At 32.4% G+C, this 22,753-nt stretch carries 21 protein-coding genes; 10 read left to right on the top strand and 11 right to left on the bottom strand.

Annotated elements, in window-relative coordinates:
* The first annotated feature begins 351 nt into the window (after window positions 1-351).
* The 3 genes from chiA to J2Y38_RS00565 all read left to right on the top strand — a co-directional run bounded on the left by chiA (window position 352) and on the right by J2Y38_RS00565 (window position 8,106).
* The gene (gene chiA / locus J2Y38_RS00575; protein WP_309838590.1) at window positions 352-5,085 is read left to right on the top strand and encodes a T9SS-translocated chitinase ChiA; all 4,734 of its coding nucleotides are present in this window, start codon (window positions 352-354) and stop codon (window positions 5,083-5,085) included.
* A 338-nt stretch (window positions 5,086-5,423) separates the two neighbouring features.
* Window positions 5,424-6,197: a TlpA disulfide reductase family protein gene (locus J2Y38_RS00570; protein WP_309838588.1), complete on the top strand. Its 774-nt coding sequence runs from the start codon at window positions 5,424-5,426 to the stop codon at window positions 6,195-6,197.
* Between the two features lie 289 nt (window positions 6,198-6,486).
* Entirely contained in the window at window positions 6,487-8,106 is a 1,620-nt protein-coding gene (locus J2Y38_RS00565) for an ABC-F family ATP-binding cassette domain-containing protein (protein WP_309838586.1), read from the top strand.
* A 77-nt stretch (window positions 8,107-8,183) separates the two neighbouring features.
* On the opposite strand, the gene J2Y38_RS00560 is transcribed toward J2Y38_RS00565, so the two are convergent.
* The 9 genes from J2Y38_RS00560 to J2Y38_RS00520 all read right to left on the bottom strand — a co-directional run bounded on the left by J2Y38_RS00560 (window position 8,184) and on the right by J2Y38_RS00520 (window position 14,460).
* Window positions 8,184-8,357: a hypothetical protein gene (locus J2Y38_RS00560; RefSeq protein ID WP_165871969.1), complete on the bottom strand. Its 174-nt coding sequence runs from the start codon at window positions 8,355-8,357 to the stop codon at window positions 8,184-8,186.
* Window positions 8,358-8,456: 99 nt separating this feature from the next.
* On the bottom strand, window positions 8,457-8,582 hold the full coding sequence (locus J2Y38_RS00555; RefSeq protein WP_309838582.1) for a type II toxin-antitoxin system ParD family antitoxin: 126 nt from the start codon (window positions 8,580-8,582) through the stop codon (window positions 8,457-8,459).
* 27 nt (window positions 8,583-8,609) lie between these two features.
* Window positions 8,610-9,812, bottom strand: a complete 1,203-nt coding sequence (locus J2Y38_RS00550) for an amidohydrolase family protein (RefSeq protein WP_309838580.1) — start codon at window positions 9,810-9,812, stop codon at window positions 8,610-8,612.
* A gap of 12 nt (window positions 9,813-9,824) precedes the next feature.
* Entirely contained in the window at window positions 9,825-10,793 is a 969-nt protein-coding gene (locus tag J2Y38_RS00545) for a hypothetical protein (RefSeq protein WP_309838579.1), read from the bottom strand.
* 797 nt (window positions 10,794-11,590) lie between these two features.
* Window positions 11,591-12,064, bottom strand: a complete 474-nt coding sequence (locus J2Y38_RS00540) for a hypothetical protein (protein ID WP_309838578.1) — start codon at window positions 12,062-12,064, stop codon at window positions 11,591-11,593.
* A 54-nt stretch (window positions 12,065-12,118) separates the two neighbouring features.
* On the bottom strand, window positions 12,119-12,751 hold the full coding sequence (locus J2Y38_RS00535) for a methyltransferase domain-containing protein (RefSeq protein ID WP_309838576.1): 633 nt from the start codon (window positions 12,749-12,751) through the stop codon (window positions 12,119-12,121).
* A 64-nt stretch (window positions 12,752-12,815) separates the two neighbouring features.
* On the bottom strand, window positions 12,816-13,220 hold the full coding sequence (locus tag J2Y38_RS00530; RefSeq protein WP_309838574.1) for a hypothetical protein: 405 nt from the start codon (window positions 13,218-13,220) through the stop codon (window positions 12,816-12,818).
* Window positions 13,221-13,251: 31 nt separating this feature from the next.
* Window positions 13,252-13,746, bottom strand: coding sequence for a hypothetical protein (locus J2Y38_RS00525; RefSeq protein WP_309838572.1), 495 nt, complete (start codon window positions 13,744-13,746; stop codon window positions 13,252-13,254).
* The gene (locus J2Y38_RS00520) at window positions 13,747-14,460 is read right to left on the bottom strand and encodes a hypothetical protein (protein WP_309838570.1); all 714 of its coding nucleotides are present in this window, start codon (window positions 14,458-14,460) and stop codon (window positions 13,747-13,749) included. It lies immediately after the preceding gene.
* A 110-nt stretch (window positions 14,461-14,570) separates the two neighbouring features.
* On the opposite strand from J2Y38_RS00520, the gene pyrR reads away from it, so the two are divergent.
* From pyrR to J2Y38_RS00485, 7 genes are all read left to right on the top strand, one after another.
* Complete coding sequence (pyrR, locus tag J2Y38_RS00515) at window positions 14,571-15,110, top strand: bifunctional pyr operon transcriptional regulator/uracil phosphoribosyltransferase PyrR (protein ID WP_053470147.1); 540 nt, start codon at window positions 14,571-14,573, stop codon at window positions 15,108-15,110.
* Window positions 15,111-15,207: 97 nt separating this feature from the next.
* The gene (locus J2Y38_RS00510) at window positions 15,208-16,134 is read left to right on the top strand and encodes an aspartate carbamoyltransferase catalytic subunit (protein WP_029273654.1); all 927 of its coding nucleotides are present in this window, start codon (window positions 15,208-15,210) and stop codon (window positions 16,132-16,134) included.
* Between the two features lie 12 nt (window positions 16,135-16,146).
* On the top strand, window positions 16,147-16,626 hold the full coding sequence (locus J2Y38_RS00505; RefSeq protein ID WP_309838545.1) for a hypothetical protein: 480 nt from the start codon (window positions 16,147-16,149) through the stop codon (window positions 16,624-16,626).
* A gap of 124 nt (window positions 16,627-16,750) precedes the next feature.
* A complete protein-coding gene (locus tag J2Y38_RS00500) occupies window positions 16,751-17,083 on the top strand; it encodes a ribonuclease Z (protein WP_309838542.1) in 333 nt (110 codons plus the stop codon).
* A gap of 150 nt (window positions 17,084-17,233) precedes the next feature.
* Window positions 17,234-18,139 (top strand): ribonuclease Z, encoded by a 906-nt coding sequence (locus J2Y38_RS00495; protein ID WP_309838541.1) that lies wholly within the window; start codon window positions 17,234-17,236, stop codon window positions 18,137-18,139.
* A gap of 192 nt (window positions 18,140-18,331) precedes the next feature.
* Window positions 18,332-18,976: a pyridoxamine 5'-phosphate oxidase gene (gene pdxH, locus J2Y38_RS00490; RefSeq protein WP_309838539.1), complete on the top strand. Its 645-nt coding sequence runs from the start codon at window positions 18,332-18,334 to the stop codon at window positions 18,974-18,976.
* 171 nt (window positions 18,977-19,147) lie between these two features.
* A complete protein-coding gene (locus J2Y38_RS00485) occupies window positions 19,148-19,648 on the top strand; it encodes a CAP domain-containing protein (protein WP_309838537.1) in 501 nt (166 codons plus the stop codon).
* Between the two features lie 128 nt (window positions 19,649-19,776).
* Here J2Y38_RS00485 and J2Y38_RS00480 read toward each other — a convergent pair whose 3' ends face one another.
* Both J2Y38_RS00480 and J2Y38_RS00475 read right to left on the bottom strand, forming a co-directional pair.
* Window positions 19,777-21,711: an OmpA family protein gene (locus J2Y38_RS00480; RefSeq protein WP_309838535.1), complete on the bottom strand. Its 1,935-nt coding sequence runs from the start codon at window positions 21,709-21,711 to the stop codon at window positions 19,777-19,779.
* Between the two features lie 12 nt (window positions 21,712-21,723).
* Window positions 21,724-22,641, bottom strand: coding sequence for a type IX secretion system membrane protein PorP/SprF (locus J2Y38_RS00475; protein ID WP_309838533.1), 918 nt, complete (start codon window positions 22,639-22,641; stop codon window positions 21,724-21,726).
* Window positions 22,642-22,753: the final 112 nt, after the last annotated feature.

Raw genomic sequence — 22,753 nt, 5'->3', positions numbered from 1 at the left:
ACCTTTAATAATTAAAGCATAAAAAAAATAACCACTAACTGAGTATTAACATTTTAAAAAACCAAATAGAAAGAATACCCAAACATGACAACAAAAGAGTATAGATTGATGAGTCGTCCCAAATTTATCATTTGTATTTAATATTAATTTTTTTAAAAATTATAAATAAATATCAATCACTACTATTTGCTATTGATTATGAAGAATCAGTAATAGTAATATTTATCTATAGAATTTAATTTGAGTTATTTCCAATCGACGCAGCCTTCCAACCTGTGTTGAGCGAAACCCAGCAGTAAAAAACTGCTTCGGCCCAATTATTTATTTTCTATTAACCAATATTTATTAATTATGAAACATTATTACAGATTGCTCTTTTTGTTACTGTTTCCCTTACTTGCGTTGGCCCAACCCGCCCACGGAAAGAAAGTAGTGGGATATTATGCACAATGGTCTATTTATGCCCGGGATTTCAACGTTCCGAAAATTGATGGAAGTAAAATTACGCATTTGAATTATTCTTTTTATGGCACAACGTATGATCCGGCACATCCGGAGAATACAAAATTAAAATGTTTGGATACCTATGCCGATTTTGAGCATATGGAAGGTGGAATCCCGTGGGATGCTCCGGTAAAAGGAAACTTTTATGACTTGAAAAAGTTAAAAGAAAAGTATCCTCATTTAAAAGTCTTAATTTCTGTAGGAGGCTGGACAAAAGGCCAGGATTTATCTCCAATTGCTGCAAGTCCTGTAGCAAGAGCCGCATTGGCTGCAGATATGGCAAACTTCATTGTTACTTATCCGTTTATTGATGGTTTTGATATCGATTGGGAATACCCTCTTTCTGGTGGAACTGATGGTACAGAAATTGTAAATGGTTCGCCTGTTCCTCCGCAAAAATACAGCCCTGATGACAATAAAAATTTAGTGCTTTTATTGAAAGCAATGCGCCAGGCAATGCCAAATAAACTGGTTACAATCGCAGCAGGAAACAATGTTCGAAAAGTATCGCAGCAATATTTGGGGCCAAACAACAGATCTCAATACGGAATGACAGAAGACATTTCAACTTATTGCGATTATATCACTTATTTTGGATATGATTTTGGTGGAAACTGGTATGACAAAACATGCTACAATGCTCCTTTATATGCAAGTGGAAATCCTAACGATCCTTTGTATGGCGCAACACAATCTGAATCATTGGACGAATTGACTAATCAATATCTAAATGTAATTGGTTTCCCGGCAAATAAATTAATCATGGGATTACCATTCTACGGAAAGAAATTTGATCATGTAGCGACAAATTCAACAAATGGATTATTCGTTTCAGCTCCAAGAGATATAGTGGGAGGATGTACAAATCCGCAAAACCCTATTGGAACATGGGATGGTTCAGGAGCGTGCGAGCGTTCAGGAAGTATCGAAATTTGCGATTTAGTCGGAAATCCGGTTACAAACTCACATGCTTATTTAGATCCAAATACAATGCAGGTTACACCAAGTGCAGCTTCAGCAGGATGGGTTAGATATTTTGATAATACGACTAAAGTTCCTTATTTATATAATGCTACTAGAAAAGAGTTTATTTCTTATGAAGATAAGCAATCGATAGATTTAAAAGTACAGTATATAAAATCAAGAAACTTAGCTGGAGGTATGATCTGGGAATTATCTCAGGATACAAGAGGCTCAATTCCTAATTCATTATTGAATCAAGTTGATACTTCTTTCGGAGGTGTTGTTCCGGGAACAGTAAGTATTTCTGGTTCTGCAAAAAACGGATCAGCTTTAGTTACAGATGTTACAGTTGAATTGCGTAATGCAAGCAATGCAGTTATTCAGACAATAGTTTCGGCTACGGGAAATTTTACATTCAACAGCCTAACTTCTGGACAAAATTATACTGTTACAGCACTAAAAGCGACTTATACTTTTACTCCGGTAACTTTAACAAACGTTGTTGTGAACCAAACAGGAGTTATCATCAACGGAACACAGCCAACTTACACAGTAAGCGGAACAGTTCTTAACGGAAGCACTGGAGTTTCTGGGGTAACAGTTTCTGCAGTTTCAGGAAGTTCAACATTAACAGCAGTTTCTAACGCAAGCGGAGTTTATAGTGTTGCAGGTTTAACAGCAGGTTTAAATTATACCGTTACAGCTGCAAAAACAGGATTCTCTTATACTCCGGCTTCAACAGTTTACAATGCAATCGATGCAAACAAAACGTTGAATTTCGCACAAGGACCAGTAGTTGTAACTTACACAGTAAGCGGAACAGTTCTTAACGGAAGTACTGGAGTTTCTGGTGTAACAGTTACAGCATCTTCTACAGCAGGAAATGTTACTGCAACAACTAATTCAAGCGGAGTTTATACACTTACTTTGGCTTCTGGCGGAAATTATACAGTAACAGCTGCTTTAACAGGACAAACTTTTACTCCTGCTTCAACAGTTTACTCTAACTTAAATGCCAATAAAACATTAAACTTCTCACAAGATGTTATTGTAGTTCCTTCAAGCAAAATCAGCGGAACAGTTAAAAACGGAACAACTCCGGTTGCTGGTGCAAAAGTAGAAATCGTTTTACCTTGGACAGACAGCACACACAACTGGAAAAGCGTTTTGGCAACAACAGATGCACAAGGAAAATACAGTTTTGATAATTCAGTTGTAGCAGGTTATACACAAATTTTAAGTTTGAAATTAAACTCTTGGGAAAACGGAGAAACAGCTTATTTTCCAAATAATCTGGCAAATTTCCCAGTTCCTGCAAGCCCAACAGTTTATAACTTTAATACAAGTTCTACAGCAAAAGCAGCGCAAGTTCAGGCAAACTTAATTAGCGGAACAGTTAAAAACGGAACAACTCCGGTTGCTGGTGCAAAAGTAGAAATTGTTTTACCTTGGACAGATAATACACATAACTGGAAAAGTGTTTTAGCAACAACAGATGCATCAGGAAATTATACTTTCGATAATTCAGTTGTAGCGGGTTATTCACAAATTTTAAGTTTGAAATTAAATACATGGGAAAATGGGGAACAAACTTATTACCCAAATAACTTAGCAAACTTTGCAGTTCCAACAACTCCAACGGTTTATAATTTTAATAGACAAGCGGTAGTTGCGACTAAGCCAGTAGTTACTATTACAGCGCCAACAGCTTCGGCGATTGCTATAAATTTAGGATCATCAATTAATTTTGTTGCAACTGTTGGATTAAGTGCCGCAGATGCTACTACAATCTCATCTGTTGTATTTAGTTTAGACGGACAAACTATAAGTGCTTCAAATTCTTCAGGAACTTATACAGCGAGTTGGACACCAGCAGCAAATCAGTTTTCGGCTTCTCATACGTTAACTGTTACGGCTACTGCATCAAACGGAACAACAGAAGCAAAAACATATAGCTTTACATTAACTTGTTCAGGTTCAAATTGTCCTAATTCATTACCAGTAATTACTTGGAATTCACCATCTGCTACTGTATACCAAAATTCTTTCCAGGCTGTGCCAATTTCAGTTACAGCTGTAGATAGTAACGGATCGGTTTCAGGTGTTACAATTACCATAAATGGAGGTACATTTAACATGACAGCAGGTACAAATAATACCTATACGTATAATTTTACACCATCTGCTTATCAGGATTATCCAGTTGTTATCAAAGCAACAGATAATCAATCTGGTGTAACTACCTTAAACAATACCATTAAAATTGCTCAAGTGGGCACAAATAGATTCATTCCGCTTCCATCTAAAATTATTTTAGGATATGCACATTCTTGGGAAAATGCTGGTGCTCCATTTTTATATTTTTCTCAAATGGTAGGAAGTAAGTTTAATGTAGTTGACTATTCTTTCGTAGAAACAGTTAATCGTGATGGTTATACACCAGTATTAACTACAAATGACAATAGATATTTGACCAATGGTGTTTTCAATAAGCAATTGTTGAAAAATGATATAAAATCATTAAGAGATAGTGGCGTTCCTGTTATTGTTTCTATTGGAGGTCAAAATGGTCATGTTGTTTTAGAGAATGTTACTCAAAAAAATATTTTTGTTAATGGTCTAAAAGCAATTATCGACGAGTATCAATTTGATGGAGTTGATATTGATTTTGAAGGCGGATCGATGAATTTTAGTGCAGGAAATTTAAGAGATATTTCTTATGCGGGTATTTCTGCTTATCCAAGATTAAAAAACGTAGTAGATGCTTTCAAAGAATTAAAAGCTTACTATGGCCCAGGATTCTTATTAACTGCAGCTCCGGAAACACAATATGTACAAGGAGGATATTCTACTTATACCGATACATTTGGTTCTTTTCTTCCAATCATTCAAAACTTACGTAATGAATTAGATTTGTTAGCGGTACAATTGTACAATACAGGAGGAGAAAACGGATTAGATGGTCAATATTACGGTTCAGCTAAGAAATCGAATATGGTTACAGCCTTGACAGATATGGTTATAAAAGGGTATAACATTGCTTCAACAGGAATGCGTTTTGATGGTTTACCAGCTTCAAAAGTTCTTATTGCATTACCGGCTTGTCCGAGTGCAGCAGGCAGCGGTTATTTAACACCGCAAGAAGGAATAAATGCTATGCATTATTTAAGAACCGGAACTACTTTTTCTGGAAGAACATACACTATGCAGCCAGGCGGACCATATCCTTCTTTAAGAGGTTTAATGACTTGGTCTGTAAACTGGGATGCATCTTCTTGTGGTAATTCATCTGAATTATCTAAAGCGTATGCAGCTTATTTCGCATCACAAGGTGCAGCAAAAACATTAGCTCTTGATGATATTTCTTCAAAAAGTAATGCAACGATAGCATATTTTAAAAACAATGCATTATCAGTTTCAAATGAAAACGAAGATATCGCCCAAGTTGATGTATTCAACATTGTTGGACAAAATTTAGTAAGTCACAGAAATGTTCAAAACAATAAAGAAGTATTGCTTCAAAGTTATAGTTTCTCAACTAAACAATTGTTTTTAGTTGTAGTAACAGACAAATCTGGAAACAAGAAATCATTTAAAGTAATGAACTTTTTAAACTAGAATAAAATGATTGAAAATTTAGAAATAAAAGTATTGGGACGGTTAAAATTGAGTTTGGTTATTTATTTTTTAATCTAATTTTTATTTCGAATAAATGCCGTGAATTAAGGAGATTTGTTATTTGGTTTTCTCCTTGAGGATCGCATTATGAACCTGGCAATTATATTGCCAGGTTTTTTTATGCTTAAAAGTAAAGTAAACACAAAGTATGTCATTGCGAGGAACGAAGCAACCGCACTAACAATTGATTCAGCATGTGAGATTGCTTCGTTCCTCGCAAAGACATTGCATGAAAAAAATCAGTACTTTTGACTCCGGAATTATTGCATAAAATCTTCATGAAAAAATCAATCGCCATTATAATCACATTTCTAATTTTTACTTTTTCTTGCGCTCAAAATAAATTCGGAAATCCGGAAGTAAATCCAGCCCAAATCCAAAAAACTTTTGGAGATTGGTCTGCCTATCAAAGCAAAAAAATAATGCTTTCCAGAGATTTTATTGCACTTGATATTTCTTCAAAAGAAATCTCTAAAGAAACTTTTTTAGATCAATTAGCAAACGGAAATTTCATTCCAATTAGATTAAAAACTGAAGAGGCAGTTTACTATTATAAGCTATTCAAAATTCAGCCCAAAACAGATACCAGTATAAAAGCAACGATTAACCAAATAGGTTTTGACGCTCTTAAAAATTACAAAATGGAAGGAACGGCTTTTCCGCCATTTTCATTTAAAGATTTAGATGGAAATGAAGTTTCAAACGAAACAATGAAAGGAAAAATAATCGTCATTAAATGCTGGTATATTCACTGTACGCCATGCATAAGAGAATTTCCGCAGGTAAATAAACTAACTGAGGAATACAAAGACCGAAAAGATATTCTTTTTATAAGTTTAGCCGAAGATTCACCAGAACAATTAAAAGTATTCTTAGCAAGAAAACCACTTTCATATGCTGTAATCCCAAATATGAAAGAATACATGAATGAATCGTTACAGCTAAATTCATTTCCAACACATTTTATTTTAAATAAAGAAGGATTGATTTCTAAAGTCCTGCCCAATTTCGAAAGCTTAGAAGTGGCGCTCGCAAAAGAAAGCAAACTGTAGATTTTTGAAACCATATAAGTTCATATGAGAGATTATAAGTAATGCTGACTCTATATTTAAAAAAGAAGAAATTATAAGTTTAGTTTAAATGTAGTTATATTACTTATATGGTGGAATATTTAAGTTAGCAGATTATAAGTTTGATTTAAATGAACTTATATCACTTATATAGTAGAAATCAATTGCTCTCAATTATAAGTTTAGCTTTAATAAACTTATATCACTTACATGGTGAAAAAAATTAAACCTTTTTCCGTACTTTTGCACCAAATTAATTAAAAAGACATTCATGTTAACAGTCAATAATTTATCAGTTCAATTTGGCAAGCGAATTTTGTTTGACGAAGTAAATACCACATTCACTCACGGAAATATTTACGGCGTTATTGGAGCCAATGGTGCTGGAAAATCTACATTTCTAAAAATTATTTCAGGCGATATGGACCCAACTTCGGGGCATATTCATTTAGAGCCGGGAAAACGTATGTCGGTTTTAACGCAAAACCATAACTTGTTTGATGAGCATACTGTTTTGGAAACCGTTTTAATGGGAAATAAAGTTTTGTATGCTGTTAAAAAAGAAATGGATGAACTTTATTTAGACTACAACGATAAAAATGCCGACAGAATAGGGGAGCTTCAGGTTCAGTTTGAAGAAATGAACGGATGGAATGCTGATTCTGATGCTGCTGCGATGTTGTCTAACTTAGGAATTTCAGAAGCAGATCATTATACTTTAATGTCAGATATGGAAGGAAAAATGAAAGTTCGTGTGCTTTTGGCGCAGGCGCTTTTTGGAAATCCTGATGTTTTGATTATGGATGAGCCTACCAACGATTTGGATTTCGAGACAATCGCTTGGTTAGAAAATTTCTTAGCAAACTATGAAAATACTGTAATTGTAGTATCTCACGACCGTCACTTTTTAGATGCCGTTTGTACACATATTTCTGATATTGATTTCGGAAAAATCAATCACTACTCAGGAAACTATACTTTCTGGTACGAGTCTAGCCAATTAGCGGCAAAACAACGTGCACAGCAAAACAAAAAAGCAGAAGAGAAGAAACAAGAGCTTGAAGAATTTATTCGTCGTTTTAGCGCAAACGTTGCGAAATCGAAACAAGCAACTTCTCGTAAAAAAATGATTTCTAAATTGAATATTTCTGAAATCAAACCTTCAAGCCGTCGTTATCCTGCGATTATTTTCGATCAGGATCGTGAAGCCGGAGATCAGATTTTAAATGTAGAACACTTATCTGCTTCTGTAGATGGTGAACTATTGTTTAAAGATGTTCATTTGAATATGGCAAAAGGAGATAAAATCGTTCTTTTCTCAAAAGATTCACGTGCTACAACTGCTTTCTACGAAATTTTAAATGGAAATCAAAAAGCTGATTCAGGGACTTTTGATTGGGGAATTACAACAAACCAAGCGTATCTTCCTGCTGAAAACCATTCTTTTTTCGAAAATGACTTAACTTTAGTTGATTGGTTACGTCAATACGCTAAAACAGAAGAAGAACGTGATGAAGTATTTATTAGAGGTTTCTTAGGGAAAATGATTTTCTCTGGAGAAGAAGCTTTAAAAACATCTAGAGTTTTATCTGGAGGAGAAAAAGTACGTTGTATGCTTTCTAGAATGATGATGGAGCGTGCAAACGTTTTAATGCTTGATGAGCCTACAAATCACTTAGATTTGGAGTCTATTACAGCATTCAATAACTCATTGAAAAACTTTAAAGGTTCTGTAATTTTTACAACGCATGACCACGAGTTTGCACAAACTGTTGGTAACAGAATCGTAGAATTGACACCAAACGGAGTAATTGACCGTTACATGACATTTGACGAATATCTTGATGATGAAAAAATTCAGGAACAAAGAAAGAAGATGTACAATCTTTAATCTATAAATTACAATATTAAAAATCCCAAATTCCAGATTAAACTTGGAGTTTGGGATTTTTAATTTTTTATTTATTGCTATTTACTGCCGAACATTTTTGCAAAGATCCAGATAACAATTGCAATTATAAAAATCACAATAAATATCCCGAATCCCATTCCGGCTTTAAAAATGTCTCCAATAACTTCGCAGCTTGTAAATGAAAATAGTATTACGAATACCATTAACAATCTTGTAATTTTATTTTGCATGATTCTGAGTTTTTAAATTTCTATATTAAAATTACTTCAGAAATCAGCAAAATGTCTTATACAATTTTTGGAAAAAGTTTTAGGATTTGGATTCTAGTTTTACAGTTTTTTTTGCGAATGTTTCAACTCCATCTCTTTGATAAAAGAATTGAGATTGAAATTTTTTACAAATCCAGACTTTTCTCCTTTTTCTAATTCTTTAATTATATTTTCTTTTTTGAACATTTTTTTCTGATTTATACTTTGTAGATCTTAAAACAAATACCGTTTATTATTAGCACTCATAAACTGATCAAAATATCCACTTAAATTCTTTTGACCAACAGCAACGACTTTTAGTTCAGCATTTTCTTTTGCAACCATAAAATAATCTGTTCCAAATAAAACCCGCTCTGGGAGAATAAGACCATTTTTCAAATCACTAGATAACTGTATCATGCAATTTTCATCGCATAACGAATAAGAAATATCTGTAAACGTATTAGGATATTCTTTTATCAGGATTTTTTGTTTGATAATGTCATACCATGATGTTAGATTACCTTCCAAGGTTTTTGCAGCCTGAAACAATTTGGCAGTTTTTGCATCTGGATTTTTCACACCCAATATTTCAATATCTCCTCCCATGTGCGCAATGCAGAGTTTTAGTTTAGGATATTTGTCTAAAACAGGAATATAATTTTCAGGATGCGAAAAAAGATTACATGCTCGTGCATTTTCCCTAAATAATTTGTCGGGAGCATTTTTGTATTTAGAAATACGGGCAGTAATTACGGGCATTAAAGGATGTGCCGGATTTACGGATGTTGGATTATCAGGAATAACCGACCAGACATTTTTGCCTAAATAGTAACTGCCGCCACGAGTACAATGAGTCATAACAGGAATATTATTTTTTTCGGCATATTGATAAAGACTGTCTAATCGCGCATCAAAAGGGAAAAAGCCATTTGCAGGATATAACTTAATTCCAACAAAGGTTTTACTTTCAATTGCTTTTTTAAGATTTTCAAGATTTTTAATATCGGGATTTCTTGGGTCTATGCCATAAAAAGGAAATAATGTATTCGGGTAAGTTTTTTTTAATTTGTAAATATCCTGTATTTGCGAGTTAAAATCTTTTTCAGGTTTTTTGTTGGGATCACTCATATAATCCATATCAATTGTGAGTGCGACTATTTTTATCCCGCTGTATTCAGAATTATCATAAGCTCCTTTCAAGTCAAGAAACACCTCTTCCTGCGAAGCCATAACGCCAATTTTTAGAAATTGTAAAATTCTTTTTGGAATTAAATTTCCCAATTTTGTAATTAACCAGGAGATTGGGCGGGTTAATATTAACCATTTAAGAAACGTAGAAGCTCCGTCTCCAAGTTTGGCAGCTACTTGTAAAAAGTCTTTTGGGGCACATTTTCCTGTAAAGATGTGCGAATGTATGTTGTATATATCGTTCATGATTGTATAACTTTAGGATGGTTTTATTCCGGCTCTTCTAATATTTATTGCTTTTACCATAACTTCAAACCAAAAAGGCGCTCCAAAGCTGAGGGCAAATGCTGAAATTATAATTCCACAAATCCACCACAAAAGCATTGGACCAATCTTTTCTTCTTTTGATTTTAAAAAATCAGAATTATACCCAATTGGAAGAGAGCTATCTTCTATTTCAGTAATTACTGATTTGATGCTTTCTATATTTTTAGCAATATCAACTGAATCAATTTTTTGAGCATTAATCTTGTTTTCAAGTACTTTTTTCTCTGCTATTAATACAAGATCTTTACGATACTTGTCATCAGTATTTAATTTTTTAATTAGAGTAATAGAATCAACATTCAGCGCCAGGCAAACTAAGAAACTTATAATAAGTAAACTTCTTTTCGTTTTTGTTTTATACCAGCCGCTTACTCTTTCCATATAGTCATCAAACCATTTGGTGATTTTTGTTTTTAATTCAGGATAGTCTTCGGTTTTTTCATAGAATGCTCTTAAATAACTTTTTAATGGACTGTAGTTCATTTGATCAAGTCCTTTTTTAAATCTCTTATAGGGATCTTCAATACGTTCTTCAACTAACTTAACATCTACTAAATTTGTAGATCCTTTTGGATCAAAAATATTTTCAAATTTTGTGGTTTCAGATTGACTCCCAATAATATCAATCAAGGCATCAGCAAACATATCAGACGAAATGTATTGCGGATAAGAATCTCTGTTCTTTTTAAGCTGATCGATGCTAAAGTGGCTGTATAAGCTGGCACCGTAACTTTTGTTTACAGGATCGTTTAATAGTTTAAGAATTGTTTCGTAAAGAAATCGGCCTCTTTTTTGGGTTTTGAAGGAGTACCATTCAAAGAGTAACGAAACGAGAGTACTAAAGAGAAAGTAAAATAAACCTAACGCAATTAGTATTTCCAGAATTTTAGATACTTGCATAGATAATTTGTTTTTGGTTAAAAATAAATTAGTTTAATTTTGGTTAGTAAGAAAAACCGTCGCTAATTTATTTAAACAATTGTTAAATAATTATTTGTAAGGTAAGTATTTCACTTTATCGAGCTTAATTTGTTATTTAGCGATTAATTCATGAATGAAAAATACTACATTGGTGAAAATATTAACATTTAAAATTCAATTATAATCAATTGTTTGTTTTTAATTTCCAAATTGTTAAAATTTGTAAGAACCGGATTTAAATCTGGTTTATAAAGTAGGAAGAAAAAAATAACCAAGTTGAGTATTTTTTATAATTTGGCTCATAATGCAATGAATTACAATTTTTTACAAAAAAAAAACAATTCACTCCTATGGAATTTAAAAGGGTTTTATATTTATATGAATTTTTTTTTAATCGTTTTGATTTCCAAAAATACAAGCCCAGCTATAACAATGATTTCTCCTAAAAAGTAAGCGATACCGAAAACAGAAATGCTTTTATAATTATATAGCAAAATGCCAAATGTCAAAACAGAATAAAGTACGTTAGCGGTACAGATTATTTTTAAGTATAATTTCCAATTATTTTTTATTAGAAAAAAGCAGGCGAAAGAATAAATTGAAAAGATAAATGCAATTAAAGAAAGATATTCTAAAGTGGTTTTTGATAAACCAAAAAAGGTATTGAAAGTTCTAAGAACGAGAAAAAGCAATATAAATGTGATTAATGCTCCAACAGCATCTATTAGAAAAATGTTTTTTGGTTTTGCTATAAATTGTAGGATACTTTCTTTCATTTAATTTGTCATTTTTCTCCGTCCATATTCATTTTTTATATCTTTTAATTCTAATTCCATACAATTATCTAAAGTTAGAAAATGAATGGATTTTGTATTTTTCCCGTCTAAGTATTCTTTTAATAAGCTTTTCCATATTGTTGGATAAAATATACCTAAAGAAAAAAACATTAGACAAGGAAAAGTTAAATTGCCATTGCCAATTAAATAAGCTTGCATTCTAATTTCATCTTTCATTGTCATTTCATATTCTAAAACGATATGTTTTAGATCATGATTTTCAAATTTCGGAATTAATCTATATTGTTTACTGTCTAGCATTTTAGCAACTTCTCGCCCAACAGTTCCATGTTGTAAAGTTCTTAAATGATTTAGTTTTGGAGTTAAATGATTTTTTCCGTGAATTAATTCTAAGAGCCATATAATACCTCCTGTTACTTTTAAATCTTTTAATTTCTGAATTATGTTGATCATTTAAAGTTATATAGATTATAGTATAATTATATGAATAATTACTTTCTGAATTGATTATCTTGTTTTCTTAGCAATTATTATGGTATGAATTTCTACATTATCAGCTTTTGGATAATTTACGTTGAATAGTTTAATTATTTCAAAATTATGTATTAAAAGTTGATTGCTTATATCTTCTAAAGAATGGTAATAGAAATAAGTGCGATCGCCAGTACTTCCAGAAATAAAACCAGATTCGGAAGGTTTTCCCTGAACAAAACTTAAATATAAAACTCCATTGTTAGAAAGTATTTTCTCTGAATCGATTATTAATTGAGAACAATCTTCTTCAGATAAATAAGGTAAACAAAAGCCACACATAATGGCATCAAATTTTTGATTTAAGGAACTAAGTTCTCTTGTATCCATTACTTCAAAGTTGGCAGAAGGATTATTTGCTTTTGCCAATTCAATCATTTTTGGAGCGATGTCAATACCAGTAATTTTTAAGCTGGGATTTTTGGATAACAAATATTTTGTAATGTTTCCTGGCCCGCAGCCAATTTCAAATATGTTTATTTGCTCTTGTTTTAAAGTGCCACAAAAGAAGTCGTAAGTCTCGTCGTACAAGCTTAAATTCATAAACTTATCTTCATAGAGATTTGCAATTTTATTCCACGTTTCAAAAGTTTCTTGGTATTTATCCATCTTTTTATTCAATGTCAATTATTATTGGATCTGAGTTGTCAAAGCAATAGTGTCAAAGTATTAATCATTCCCTTATTACTTTTCGCAATTTAGGACCTTCATTATCATAAATATAAGCGTACCAATGAGCATAAGGGTCTAGAATAAAAATAGGATGAATAATAAAATCATCTTTTCGATCATTGTTAAGAGGAATAATTACACATTCTAAATCGTATGTCTCAATTTGTTTCCATCCAAGACTGATATTTAAGTAGTTTTTTATTCCATTATTAGTCATTTTAATTATTTCATTATGATGATTAATAAAATACAATAACCTATTTTTTATTTCTACCCAATCAATATTTCCTACGTCATCAAAAGTAAATTCATGATCTTGTTCATTTATCAATAAATTACCAAACCAATTGCCTTCAAGATCTTGTTTAAATTCTATTTTGTATTCTTTGTTTAATTCAATAATCATTATTACTTCTTTGGTGCTTTCTGTATTTGTATCATTTTATAAATTTTCCATTTTCATATTTACATTCTGTTTTTTTGCCTTTATCATTTATTGAAAATACGATTCCATTTTTCTTATTATTAAGATATTCGCATCTGTAAACTAATATCCCATCTTTATAGTCTTCTTCTAAAGTCTTTTCTTTTTTGTCATTATAATAGGTAATCCATTTGAAGTCAATCGAATATTCATATCTAATTCTTTTTTCTTTAAAACCTTCATTAATATTATAAAAGCCCTCTTCGCTTACTTTCCTTTTTTTACCATTGAAATATATAGTATATTTTGTTAGTTCACCATTCACGAAAGTTTCTTCATATACTAAATGGTTCTTGTGTTTGTAGTTTTGTTTTTTTCCAGTAAACAATTGATCTGTTTCAAACTTGTAACATAATCCCTTTTCAAAATATACTTGGTCAACTCTCAAACTGTCCTGAGAGTATGTATTAAAAGAAATTAATAAAAATAAAAGTAATAGTTTCTTCATTTATAGTTTTTTTTCATTTGCGTTATTTGAATTCTTAATTAGGTCTTCAATATTTGGCATTTCTTCAATTTGAGAACTTATTTTTTCTGCTAAATCAGAAAATGTTGCATTTCCTTTTAAAACTTTTGATGTGTATTCGAATGGATAAAGTGATAAAAATACTTCATCTTTTTCATACTTTAGAGTCATACTTCGTAATGGATATTCTGGTTTTGAGTCACTATATAATTTGAATCCATATCTATTCATTAAAAAATCAGAAAAAGCATAAGCCAAAAACATTGTGGCTTGAAATTCTTCGATTTGAAAAGCATTACAATATAATAAGAAGCCAAAACCATCTTGATCAACCTGATCTAAGTTTGCTGGATGATTAATTGGACTCTCAATTTTTCTTTCAATTTTATTGTCTATAAAATAACTTTCGATCATTTTTAAGCATCCATCTAGTATTGTAGGTTCGATACCCTCTTCCGTATATCTATTGTCAAAATATGTCGTAGAATATACTTGGTTAATTTTTGTTTTTGTACCGTTTGATTCTTTTTTACTTGTAAATAATCTTTTGAAAAAGCTTATATTGGTTAGATTTGAAGATGATTGTTTATTTATTTTTAATGCGATAATTATATATGCTAAAATATAATTTTTATAATAAAACTGATTCTGAAAAGTAAGATTCTGCTCTTTAGAAATATAATATTTAATATTCATTGAAGTAATCATATTTTAGCATTAAATAAAATTAAATTTTTGTATTTATAAGACCCCAACAAATAAATTCTGATTTTGTATATTTGCCGAACCAAACATTACAATTACTTATGAGCCAAAAAGTATTACTTAATTCAAAAGAAGTTACTATCATACTCCATCGTTTGGCTTGTCAGTTAATCGAAAAACATCTTGATTTCTCTGATACAATTTTAATCGGGATTCAGCCGAGAGGTGTTTATTTGGCTGAGCGTTTAAAACAAATTTTAGAGAACGAATACCAAACTCCTGAAATTTCACTGGGCTATTTGGATATTACTTTTTTTAGAGATGATTTCCGCAGAACAGATAAACCGCTTGAAGCCAATAAAACTCAGATAAATTTTATAGTCGAAGACAAAAAAGTCATTTTTATTGATGACGTTTTGTTTACCGGACGAAGCATTCGTTCTGCCTTAACTGCGATTCAATCTTTTGGAAGACCTTCTGAAATTGAACTGTTAGTGTTAATCGACAGACGTTTCAGCCGTAATTTACCAATTCAACCCGATTACAGAGGCCGTCAGGTGGATGCAATTAATGGCGAAAAAGTAAAAGTGAGCTGGAAAGAAAATGATGGTGAAGATGTGGTTCACCTAGTGACAAATTAAGTTTAATCGGTTAACCGGTTAATTGTTTAATCGGAAGGAACGATTAAACGATTCAACAAATTAACGATTCAACAGAAAAAACAATTAAACATTAAAGATGAAAGAATTAAGCGTAAATCATTTATTAGGAATAAAATACATCAATGAGAATGATATTAACCTGATTTTTGAAACGGCAGATCATTTTAAAGAAGTCATTAACCGACCAATTAAAAAAGTTCCTTCATTACGAGATATTACCATTGCCAATATTTTCTTCGAAAACAGTACGAGAACCAAACTTTCCTTTGAATTAGCGCAGAAACGTTTATCTGCAGATGTGATCAGTTTTTCTGCAGCGCAGTCATCAGTTAAAAAAGGAGAAACCCTGATTGATACTGTAAATAATATCCTTTCAATGAAAGTTGATATGGTTGTAATGCGCCACTCTAATCCCGGAGCGGCTTATTTTTTATCTAAAAATGTCAAAGCCAGTATCGTAAACGCCGGAGACGGAGCGCACGAACACCCAACTCAGGCTTTGTTAGACAGTTATTCTATCAGAGAAAAACTAGGTGATGTTGCCGGAAAAAAAGTAGTTATTGTAGGTGATATTCTGCATTCGAGAGTTGCCTTATCTAATATATATGCTTTGCAGATGCAAGGTGCTGAAGTAAAAGTCTGCGGACCAAAAACTCTGATTCCGAGATATATTGAATCGCTTGGTGTTACGGTTGAACCCAATTTACGCAAAGCTTTAGAATGGTGTGATGTTGCGAACATGCTTCGTGTACAAAACGAGCGTATGGATGTAAACTTCTTTCCATCTACACGTGAATATGCACAACAATACGGAGTTGATAAACCACTTTTAGATTCTCTTGGAAAAGAAATTGTAATCATGCACCCGGGACCAATCAATAGAGGAGTTGAGATTACCTCTGAAGTTGCTGATTCTGATCATTCTGTAATCTTAAATCAGGTGGAGAATGGTGTTGCGATTAGAATGGCGGTTATTTATCTTTTAGCTTCTAAAATACAGTAGTTGCATTTCATTTTGAGAAATACGATTAAAATAATATTTCTACTAATTGGTTTTATATGTAAAGCTCAGAATGCTGATGAAGCAAAAATAGATACTGTCTATAATAATTTATATAGCCGAACACCTAAAAATTTTAAAGTAGACGAAATTTCGAAACCAAATAATAGATTTTTTACATTGGATTTGAATAGTATCGGAGGATTAAGAAGTGTTTATCAGTTTCAGGATGATTTAAAATTTAATGGAACTGAGATTAACTGGCTCAATAAACAAATTGACCAAATTGCTTTGGCATTTTATTTAGAAGGAAAACCAATCTTGATAAGAAAAGTTGGTGGTTATGATGGATGTCCAGATGTAAATGTTTATACAGAAACGATAAAGAGAAAAAAGGTAACGATCTTAAACTTTTGCTTTACTTGTTCTGGTGCAGGAAAATTAGATGAGTTTATTCAAATTTTTAATAATAGAACAAATTCCTTATTGAAATAAGTGCTGGCTTCGACTTCGCTCAGCCTGACAAACCTGAAACCTAAAACTTGAAACAACAAACAAAAAACTTCGTACCTTAGCGCTCTGAAAAATCAATTTTTATATTAGCCCCACAAATCATAAAATGAAAGTAGATCAAAAAGGACATACCGTTACTATAAAAGATACGCAAGGCGATTTTAATGGCTTTGTAGAAAAAGTAACGCAGCAGTTTAAAACCTTTGAAAAACAAAATATTATAATCGATTTGTCGTCAGATTCTGAATTGACAGAAAATGATTTAAAACTTTTTTTACCGCTGGTTAAGCTTCAAAAAAAGGCAAAAAAATCGTTTGTAATTGTAGCTTCTGATCTTGATTTTAATGCTATTTCACATAAATTAGTTGTTGTTCCTTCTCTTTTAGAAGCACATGACATTATCGAAATGGAAGAAATTGAAAGAGACTTAGGGTTTTAATTTTAGATTTTAGAGTTCAGATTTTAGATTTTGAATACTGAATGAGTTTTAATTTTAGATTTCTGATTTTAGATATTAGATTTTTTTAAAACTGAATATAAAGTGATTTGTATTAATCTAAAATCAACAATCTAAAATCTAAAATCAACAATGAAGCTAACTATACTTGGCTGTTACGCCGCAACTCCCAGAACGCTTACTAATCCGACTTCGCAGGTTTTAGAAATTAAAAATCGTTTGTTTTTAATTGATTGCGGAGAAGGAACTCAGGTTCAGCTTCGAAAAAATAAGATTAAGTTCTCAAAAATTAATCACATTTTTATTTCACATCTTCACGGAGATCATCTTTTCGGATTAATTGGTACCATTTCGACTTTTTCTCTTTTGGGAAGAACGACCGATTTGCATATTTATGGGCCAAAAGGAATTAAGGAACTTATTCTGCTTCAATTAAAATTGACAGAATCCTGGACAACGTATAATTTGTTTTTCCATGAATTAGAGTCGAAGGAAAGTGAGGTTATTTTTGAAGATAATCGTGTTATTGTAAAAACGATTCCGTTGAAACATCGTGTTTATACCAATGGTTATTTATTTCAGGAAAAACCGGGAGAAAGAAAGTTAAATGTCGAAGCGGCTCAGCATTATAATATTCATACGGCTTATTATCAAAAAATAAAAAACGGAGGAAATGTTACGCTGGATGACGGAACTGTAATTGAGAACGAAAAATTATCTTTTGACCCAATTCCGGCAATGAGTTATGCTTTTTGTTCGGATACGGTTTATAATGAAGAAGTGATTCCAATTATTGAAAATGCCGATGTTTTGTATCATGAATCTACTTTTTTAGAATCTGAAGCTCCTTTGGCACAAAAAACACTGCATTCAACAGCGAAAGAAGCGGCTAGAATTGCTTTAAAAGCAAATGTAAAGCATTTGGTTTTAGGTCATTATTCAACACGTTACGACGGAATTGAACGTTTTAAAGAAGAAGCCGAAGAAATTTTCCCAAATGTTATTTTGGGAGATGATGGACTTAGCTTTGAATTTTAATCTAAGGTTCTAAGGGGCTGAGGTACTAAGATGCTAAGTTCATGAAGATGAATGATGGATGTCAACCTGAGCGAAGTCGAAGGGCTTTTGTAGCACGAGGGCTTCGACTTCGCTCAGCCTGACAAACCTGAAACTTGAAACCTGAAACAAAAAAATCTAAAATCTACAATCTAATATCTAAAATCAACAATTATGAGTGATTTAAGCAATTATAGAAAATCTTACGAAAAGAGTGAATTATTAGAAACTAATATTCCCGAAGATCCGATTAATCTTTTTAACCGCTGGTTTCATGAAGTGGAGGATTTTGGCGGAAGCGGCGAAGTAAACGCAATGACAGTTTCGACGATTGGTTTGGATGGATTTCCAAAGTCTCGTGTGGTTTTATTAAAGAAATTTTCTGAAGAAGGATTTATATTTTATACGAATTATGATTCAGAAAAAGGAAAAGCCATTACAGCAAACCCAAACGTTTGTTTGTCGTTTTTTTGGCAGGAAATGGAACGTCAGGTTATTATAAAAGGGATTGCACAGAAAACTTCTGAAATTATTTCTGATAACTATTTTGATTCACGACCAGACGGAAGTAAGCTTGGTGCGATTGTTTCGCATCAAAGTGAAGTTATTCCGTCGAGAACTTTTTTAGAAGATAATTTAAAGAAACTGGAAGCTGAATTTGAAGGAAAACCAATTCCAAGACCTGAGAATTGGGGCGGATTTATTGTAACGCCGCTGCAAGTAGAATTTTGGCAGGGAAGACCAAACAGGCTGCATGACAGAATTCGTTATACAAGTCAGTCTGATTTTTCATGGAAGATTGACCGTTTATCATCATAATTGTAAGATTTTTATATTATTTTAAAAAATTTTAATGCATTTCGTCGATTATTTTTGTAGTTTACCGACAAATTAAATACGTTTGGACAATAAAACAGAGAAAATTGTCACATAATAATTTTAAAGAATTTGCCCCAACATTTACTTTAAAGCATTAAACTACTACAGATTATGAAAAAAATTATGTGCGCCATGGTGTTCATTGTGATGTCTATCACAATGAACTCATGCTCTGCCGATGTCGCCGAAGGGAATGAAAGTAGTACTTCTACAGAACAGGTAATTACTGACTACAGCTATAATGCATCTGAATTGGAAACAATGCAGTTAATAAACGATTACAGAGTAAGTATCGGTTTAAATGCATTGGAAAAAATCAATCACATTTCTTATAAGTGCGAAGAGCACAACAAATATATGATCGACAATAATGTTGTTAATCATAATGATTTTGTGTCTCGTTCTAACAATATTATGAGCGTTCTTGGTGCCAAAAAAGTGGGTGAGAATGTTGCTTACAACTATAAAACATCTGCAGCAGCAGTGAAATCATGGCTGGAAAGCCAGGGTCATAGAGAAAATATCGAAGGAAATTATACTCATTTTGGTATTTCGATTACTACAGATGCTGCCGGAAGAAAATATTATACCAATATATTTGCTAAAATTTAAAAGAGAACATTTGAACTGGTTGGTTAGTTTTCGTTGCATTTCTTGAGGATGCAGCGTTGTTTTTTTAAAAAAGCTGTCTATGAATAATAGACAGCTTTTTAATTATTGGCTGGTTTGGTTTTTACAATTTATAATCCGGTAATAATAAACTCGCTTCGTCTGTTCATTTGGTGCTCTTCTTCCGTACACTGTACTCCATCAGAACATAAGTTTACCAGTTGTGTTTCTCCATAACCTCTTCCGGTTAAGCGATTTGTAGGAACTCCGTTGTTTATAAGCCATTCTATGGTTGATTTTGCTCTTCGGTTAGATAATGCTTCGTTATATTGATGAGAAGCTCTGCTGTCTGTATGCGAGCGAATATCTAATTTCATTGTTGGATTTTGTTTTAAAACATCCAGGATTTTTTCTAAATCTAAAGCGGCTTCGGTTCGAATGTTAGATTTATCTAAATCAAAATAAATCCTTTTGATACCAAAACATTTCCCTAAATCGTCTCCAACAACAACTTTACAAACCGATTTTTCTAAAGCGATAGGAAGATCTGTTTTTCCGCTTTCTTTAGGAATCGTTATGCTGACTTCTTTTGTGGCATATTCAGGTTTTTCTGCGCGTACATAATAGGTTTTTCCGCATTCAACTCCAAAACTGTAAAGTCCGGAAGCATCTGCAACGGTAGAATTTTTTATTCGCTGCATACCGTCATACAAAGTAACTTTCGTTCCCGGAAGTATAATTCCGGTTGCAGCATCTGTAATTACACCGCTTAATTCCTGAACACATTTTAAGCGTTTGGTTTCTAAAAACTTGTAAATATCATCAGAACCAAGTCCGCCGTCTTTATTAGACGAAAAATAGCCTCTTCTTGAAACTGGATCGATAATATAGGCAAAATCATCTTTAGGAGAATTAATATCGGCACCTAGGTTTTGAATATCATCAATAGAACCATCAGTTTCAATTTGGCCTACAAAAACATCAAGTCCGCCAAGTCCGGGATGCCCATCTGAAGCAAAATAAATTTCGTTTTCATTGGGTACATAAGGAAATGTCTCTTTTCCTTCGGTATTAATTCCTTTTCCTAAATTTTCGGGAGAACTAAAACCGCCGCTGGCATTAATGTTTACTTTGAAAATATCAGACTGTCCCATTGTGCCCGGCATATCTGAAGCAAAATATAATGTTTTTTCGTCTGGACTTAATGCCGGATGTGCTGTGCAATAATTATCGCTCGTAAACGGAAGCGCAGTTACGTTTGTCCATTTTCCATTTTCAAGGCTGGCTTTATAAATTTTTAATAAAGTAACTTTATTAGCATCTTTTCCTTTTTTGCCATCAACAAAGTTGTTTCTAGTAAAATAAACCGTATTTCCATCTTTAGTAAAAACAAGTGAGGATTCATGAAATCTTGTATTTACGGTAGATCTGATTTTATTTACTTTTGATGCTGAATCACTTTTAGTATCGATGTCGGCATCATAAATGTTAGTAAAATATTCACCTGTCCATTTGTGTTTTCGCTGACTGAAATTTCCAGTGTCTCTTGCAGATGCGAAGTATATTTTGTTATTATAAACAAAGCTTCCGTAATCAGAATATTTAGAATTAATTCCGGCATTTTCGATTTTATAACGTCCTGAATTTGCTTTAATTTTATCAAGATAATTTACGTTTTCTCTATAAAGCTTAGCTCTTGAATCATTTTTGAATTTTATATTAAATTCCTCCAGAATCCTATTTGCTTTGGCTGTTTGTCCCGTTGCTTTTAGGGACTGTGCATATCTGTAATAATATTCAGCTTCGGGAGAGGTATTCATGCCGAATAATTCATCATACCATTTGGCAGCTCCTTCAAAGTTAGAATTGAAGTAATAAGAATCGCCCAGTTTTCTGAATAAATCCTCAGACTTGTATCCTTTTGCGGCTACTCGTTCATAGGTTTTAATGACATCAATATAAGCGTAGGTGTCGTATTTTTTGGCACCAGCATTTAATTTTGACTGCTGTGAGTAGCTGGAAAAAACATTTAGAGTTATTAAAATAAGAAGAGTAAAATTTTTCATAACTATTATTTTTTAAAAGAAACGTGGAGTTACCATTTTGCTGGTGTTTTTAAAGAATTCGTAGCGCAGGTATATTTCATGCGATCCTGAATTGTAATTATTTAGTTTTGTGGTTTCTCTGTCGTAACCATAACCTAAATAGAGTCCGTCGGTGATTTGAAATCCAACAATACCACTTACAGATGCACTCCATCTATAAGAGAGTCCTGCTACAAATTTTTCAAAAAACATAAAATTGGCAGAAACGTCGACCTGCAGCGGTGCACCCTCGACCATTTTAATTAATGTCGCAGGTTTGAATTTTATGTATTGTAATTTGTCAAGATCAAATACATAACCACCCATTAAATAATAATTGATTTTACTTTTATAAATGGCATAGTCGTTATCGTCAAATTTTTTGGATTCGATAAAGTTTGGAACTGATAAACCGATATAGGCTTTATCTGAATGCCAGTAAACTCCTGCTCCAACATTTGGTGAAAATTTATTGTCTAAATCCTGAAATTGTGGATCTCCCTGAGTTTCAGGATTTAGTTTGCTAATGTCTAAATTGAATAAATTGGCGCTTCCTTTAAGACCAAATGAAAGCTTGAAATCTGGAGATGTTTGAAGTGTATATGATAAATCTGCAGAAATAGTGGTTTCATTTGTTGGCCCAATTTTATCATTTACGAGTGATAAACCAACTCCTAAATTACTGTTGTTTATTGGCGAATTTGCAGAGAAGCTTGCTGTTTCCGGAGCTCCGTCTAAACCTACCCATTGTGTTCTGTAGAGACCAAAGATGCTCAAAACTCCTCTGGATCCTGCATAAGCCGGATTTACATTTATAGCATTGTACATGTACTGAGTATACTGTGAATCTTGTTGTGCATAACCAGAAATAGTTACAAACATAATGACGAAGAAAAATAATTTTGTTCTCATAGTAGATGTGTATTATTGATTATTACTGATTGATTTCTTAATTATTTTCCAATCAAAAAGTCAATATTTTGCTTATTCAAAAATAAGAAATTTTTTACTATTTTTTATGTAA

Origin of the sequence: Flavobacterium sp. 2755, assembly GCF_031455715.1 — a bacterium.
In the GTDB taxonomy this organism is placed as follows: domain Bacteria; phylum Bacteroidota; class Bacteroidia; order Flavobacteriales; family Flavobacteriaceae; genus Flavobacterium.
This window is presented reverse-complemented; position numbering and strand designations above follow the sequence as displayed.

Coding starts and splice junctions, on each gene's coding strand:
- chiA (WP_309838590.1), top strand. CDS start 352: ATGAAACATTATTACAGATTGCTCTTTTTGTTACTGTTTCCCTTACTT.
- J2Y38_RS00570 (WP_309838588.1), top strand. CDS start 5,424: ATGAAAAAATCAATCGCCATTATAATCACATTTCTAATTTTTACTTTT.
- J2Y38_RS00565 (WP_309838586.1), top strand. CDS start 6,487: ATGTTAACAGTCAATAATTTATCAGTTCAATTTGGCAAGCGAATTTTG.
- J2Y38_RS00560 (WP_165871969.1), bottom strand. CDS start 8,357: ATGCAAAATAAAATTACAAGATTGTTAATGGTATTCGTAATACTATTT.
- J2Y38_RS00555 (WP_309838582.1), bottom strand. CDS start 8,582: ATGTTCAAAAAAGAAAATATAATTAAAGAATTAGAAAAAGGAGAAAAG.
- J2Y38_RS00550 (WP_309838580.1), bottom strand. CDS start 9,812: ATGAACGATATATACAACATACATTCGCACATCTTTACAGGAAAATGT.
- J2Y38_RS00545 (WP_309838579.1), bottom strand. CDS start 10,793: ATGCAAGTATCTAAAATTCTGGAAATACTAATTGCGTTAGGTTTATTT.
- J2Y38_RS00540 (WP_309838578.1), bottom strand. CDS start 12,064: ATGATCAACATAATTCAGAAATTAAAAGATTTAAAAGTAACAGGAGGT.
- J2Y38_RS00535 (WP_309838576.1), bottom strand. CDS start 12,751: ATGGATAAATACCAAGAAACTTTTGAAACGTGGAATAAAATTGCAAAT.
- J2Y38_RS00530 (WP_309838574.1), bottom strand. CDS start 13,220: ATGATTATTGAATTAAACAAAGAATACAAAATAGAATTTAAACAAGAT.
- J2Y38_RS00525 (WP_309838572.1), bottom strand. CDS start 13,746: ATGAAGAAACTATTACTTTTATTTTTATTAATTTCTTTTAATACATAC.
- J2Y38_RS00520 (WP_309838570.1), bottom strand. CDS start 14,460: ATGAATATTAAATATTATATTTCTAAAGAGCAGAATCTTACTTTTCAG.
- pyrR (WP_053470147.1), top strand. CDS start 14,571: ATGAGCCAAAAAGTATTACTTAATTCAAAAGAAGTTACTATCATACTC.
- J2Y38_RS00510 (WP_029273654.1), top strand. CDS start 15,208: ATGAAAGAATTAAGCGTAAATCATTTATTAGGAATAAAATACATCAAT.
- J2Y38_RS00500 (WP_309838542.1), top strand. CDS start 16,751: ATGAAAGTAGATCAAAAAGGACATACCGTTACTATAAAAGATACGCAA.
- J2Y38_RS00495 (WP_309838541.1), top strand. CDS start 17,234: ATGAAGCTAACTATACTTGGCTGTTACGCCGCAACTCCCAGAACGCTT.
- pdxH (WP_309838539.1), top strand. CDS start 18,332: ATGAGTGATTTAAGCAATTATAGAAAATCTTACGAAAAGAGTGAATTA.
- J2Y38_RS00485 (WP_309838537.1), top strand. CDS start 19,148: ATGAAAAAAATTATGTGCGCCATGGTGTTCATTGTGATGTCTATCACA.
- J2Y38_RS00480 (WP_309838535.1), bottom strand. CDS start 21,711: ATGAAAAATTTTACTCTTCTTATTTTAATAACTCTAAATGTTTTTTCC.
- J2Y38_RS00475 (WP_309838533.1), bottom strand. CDS start 22,641: ATGAGAACAAAATTATTTTTCTTCGTCATTATGTTTGTAACTATTTCT.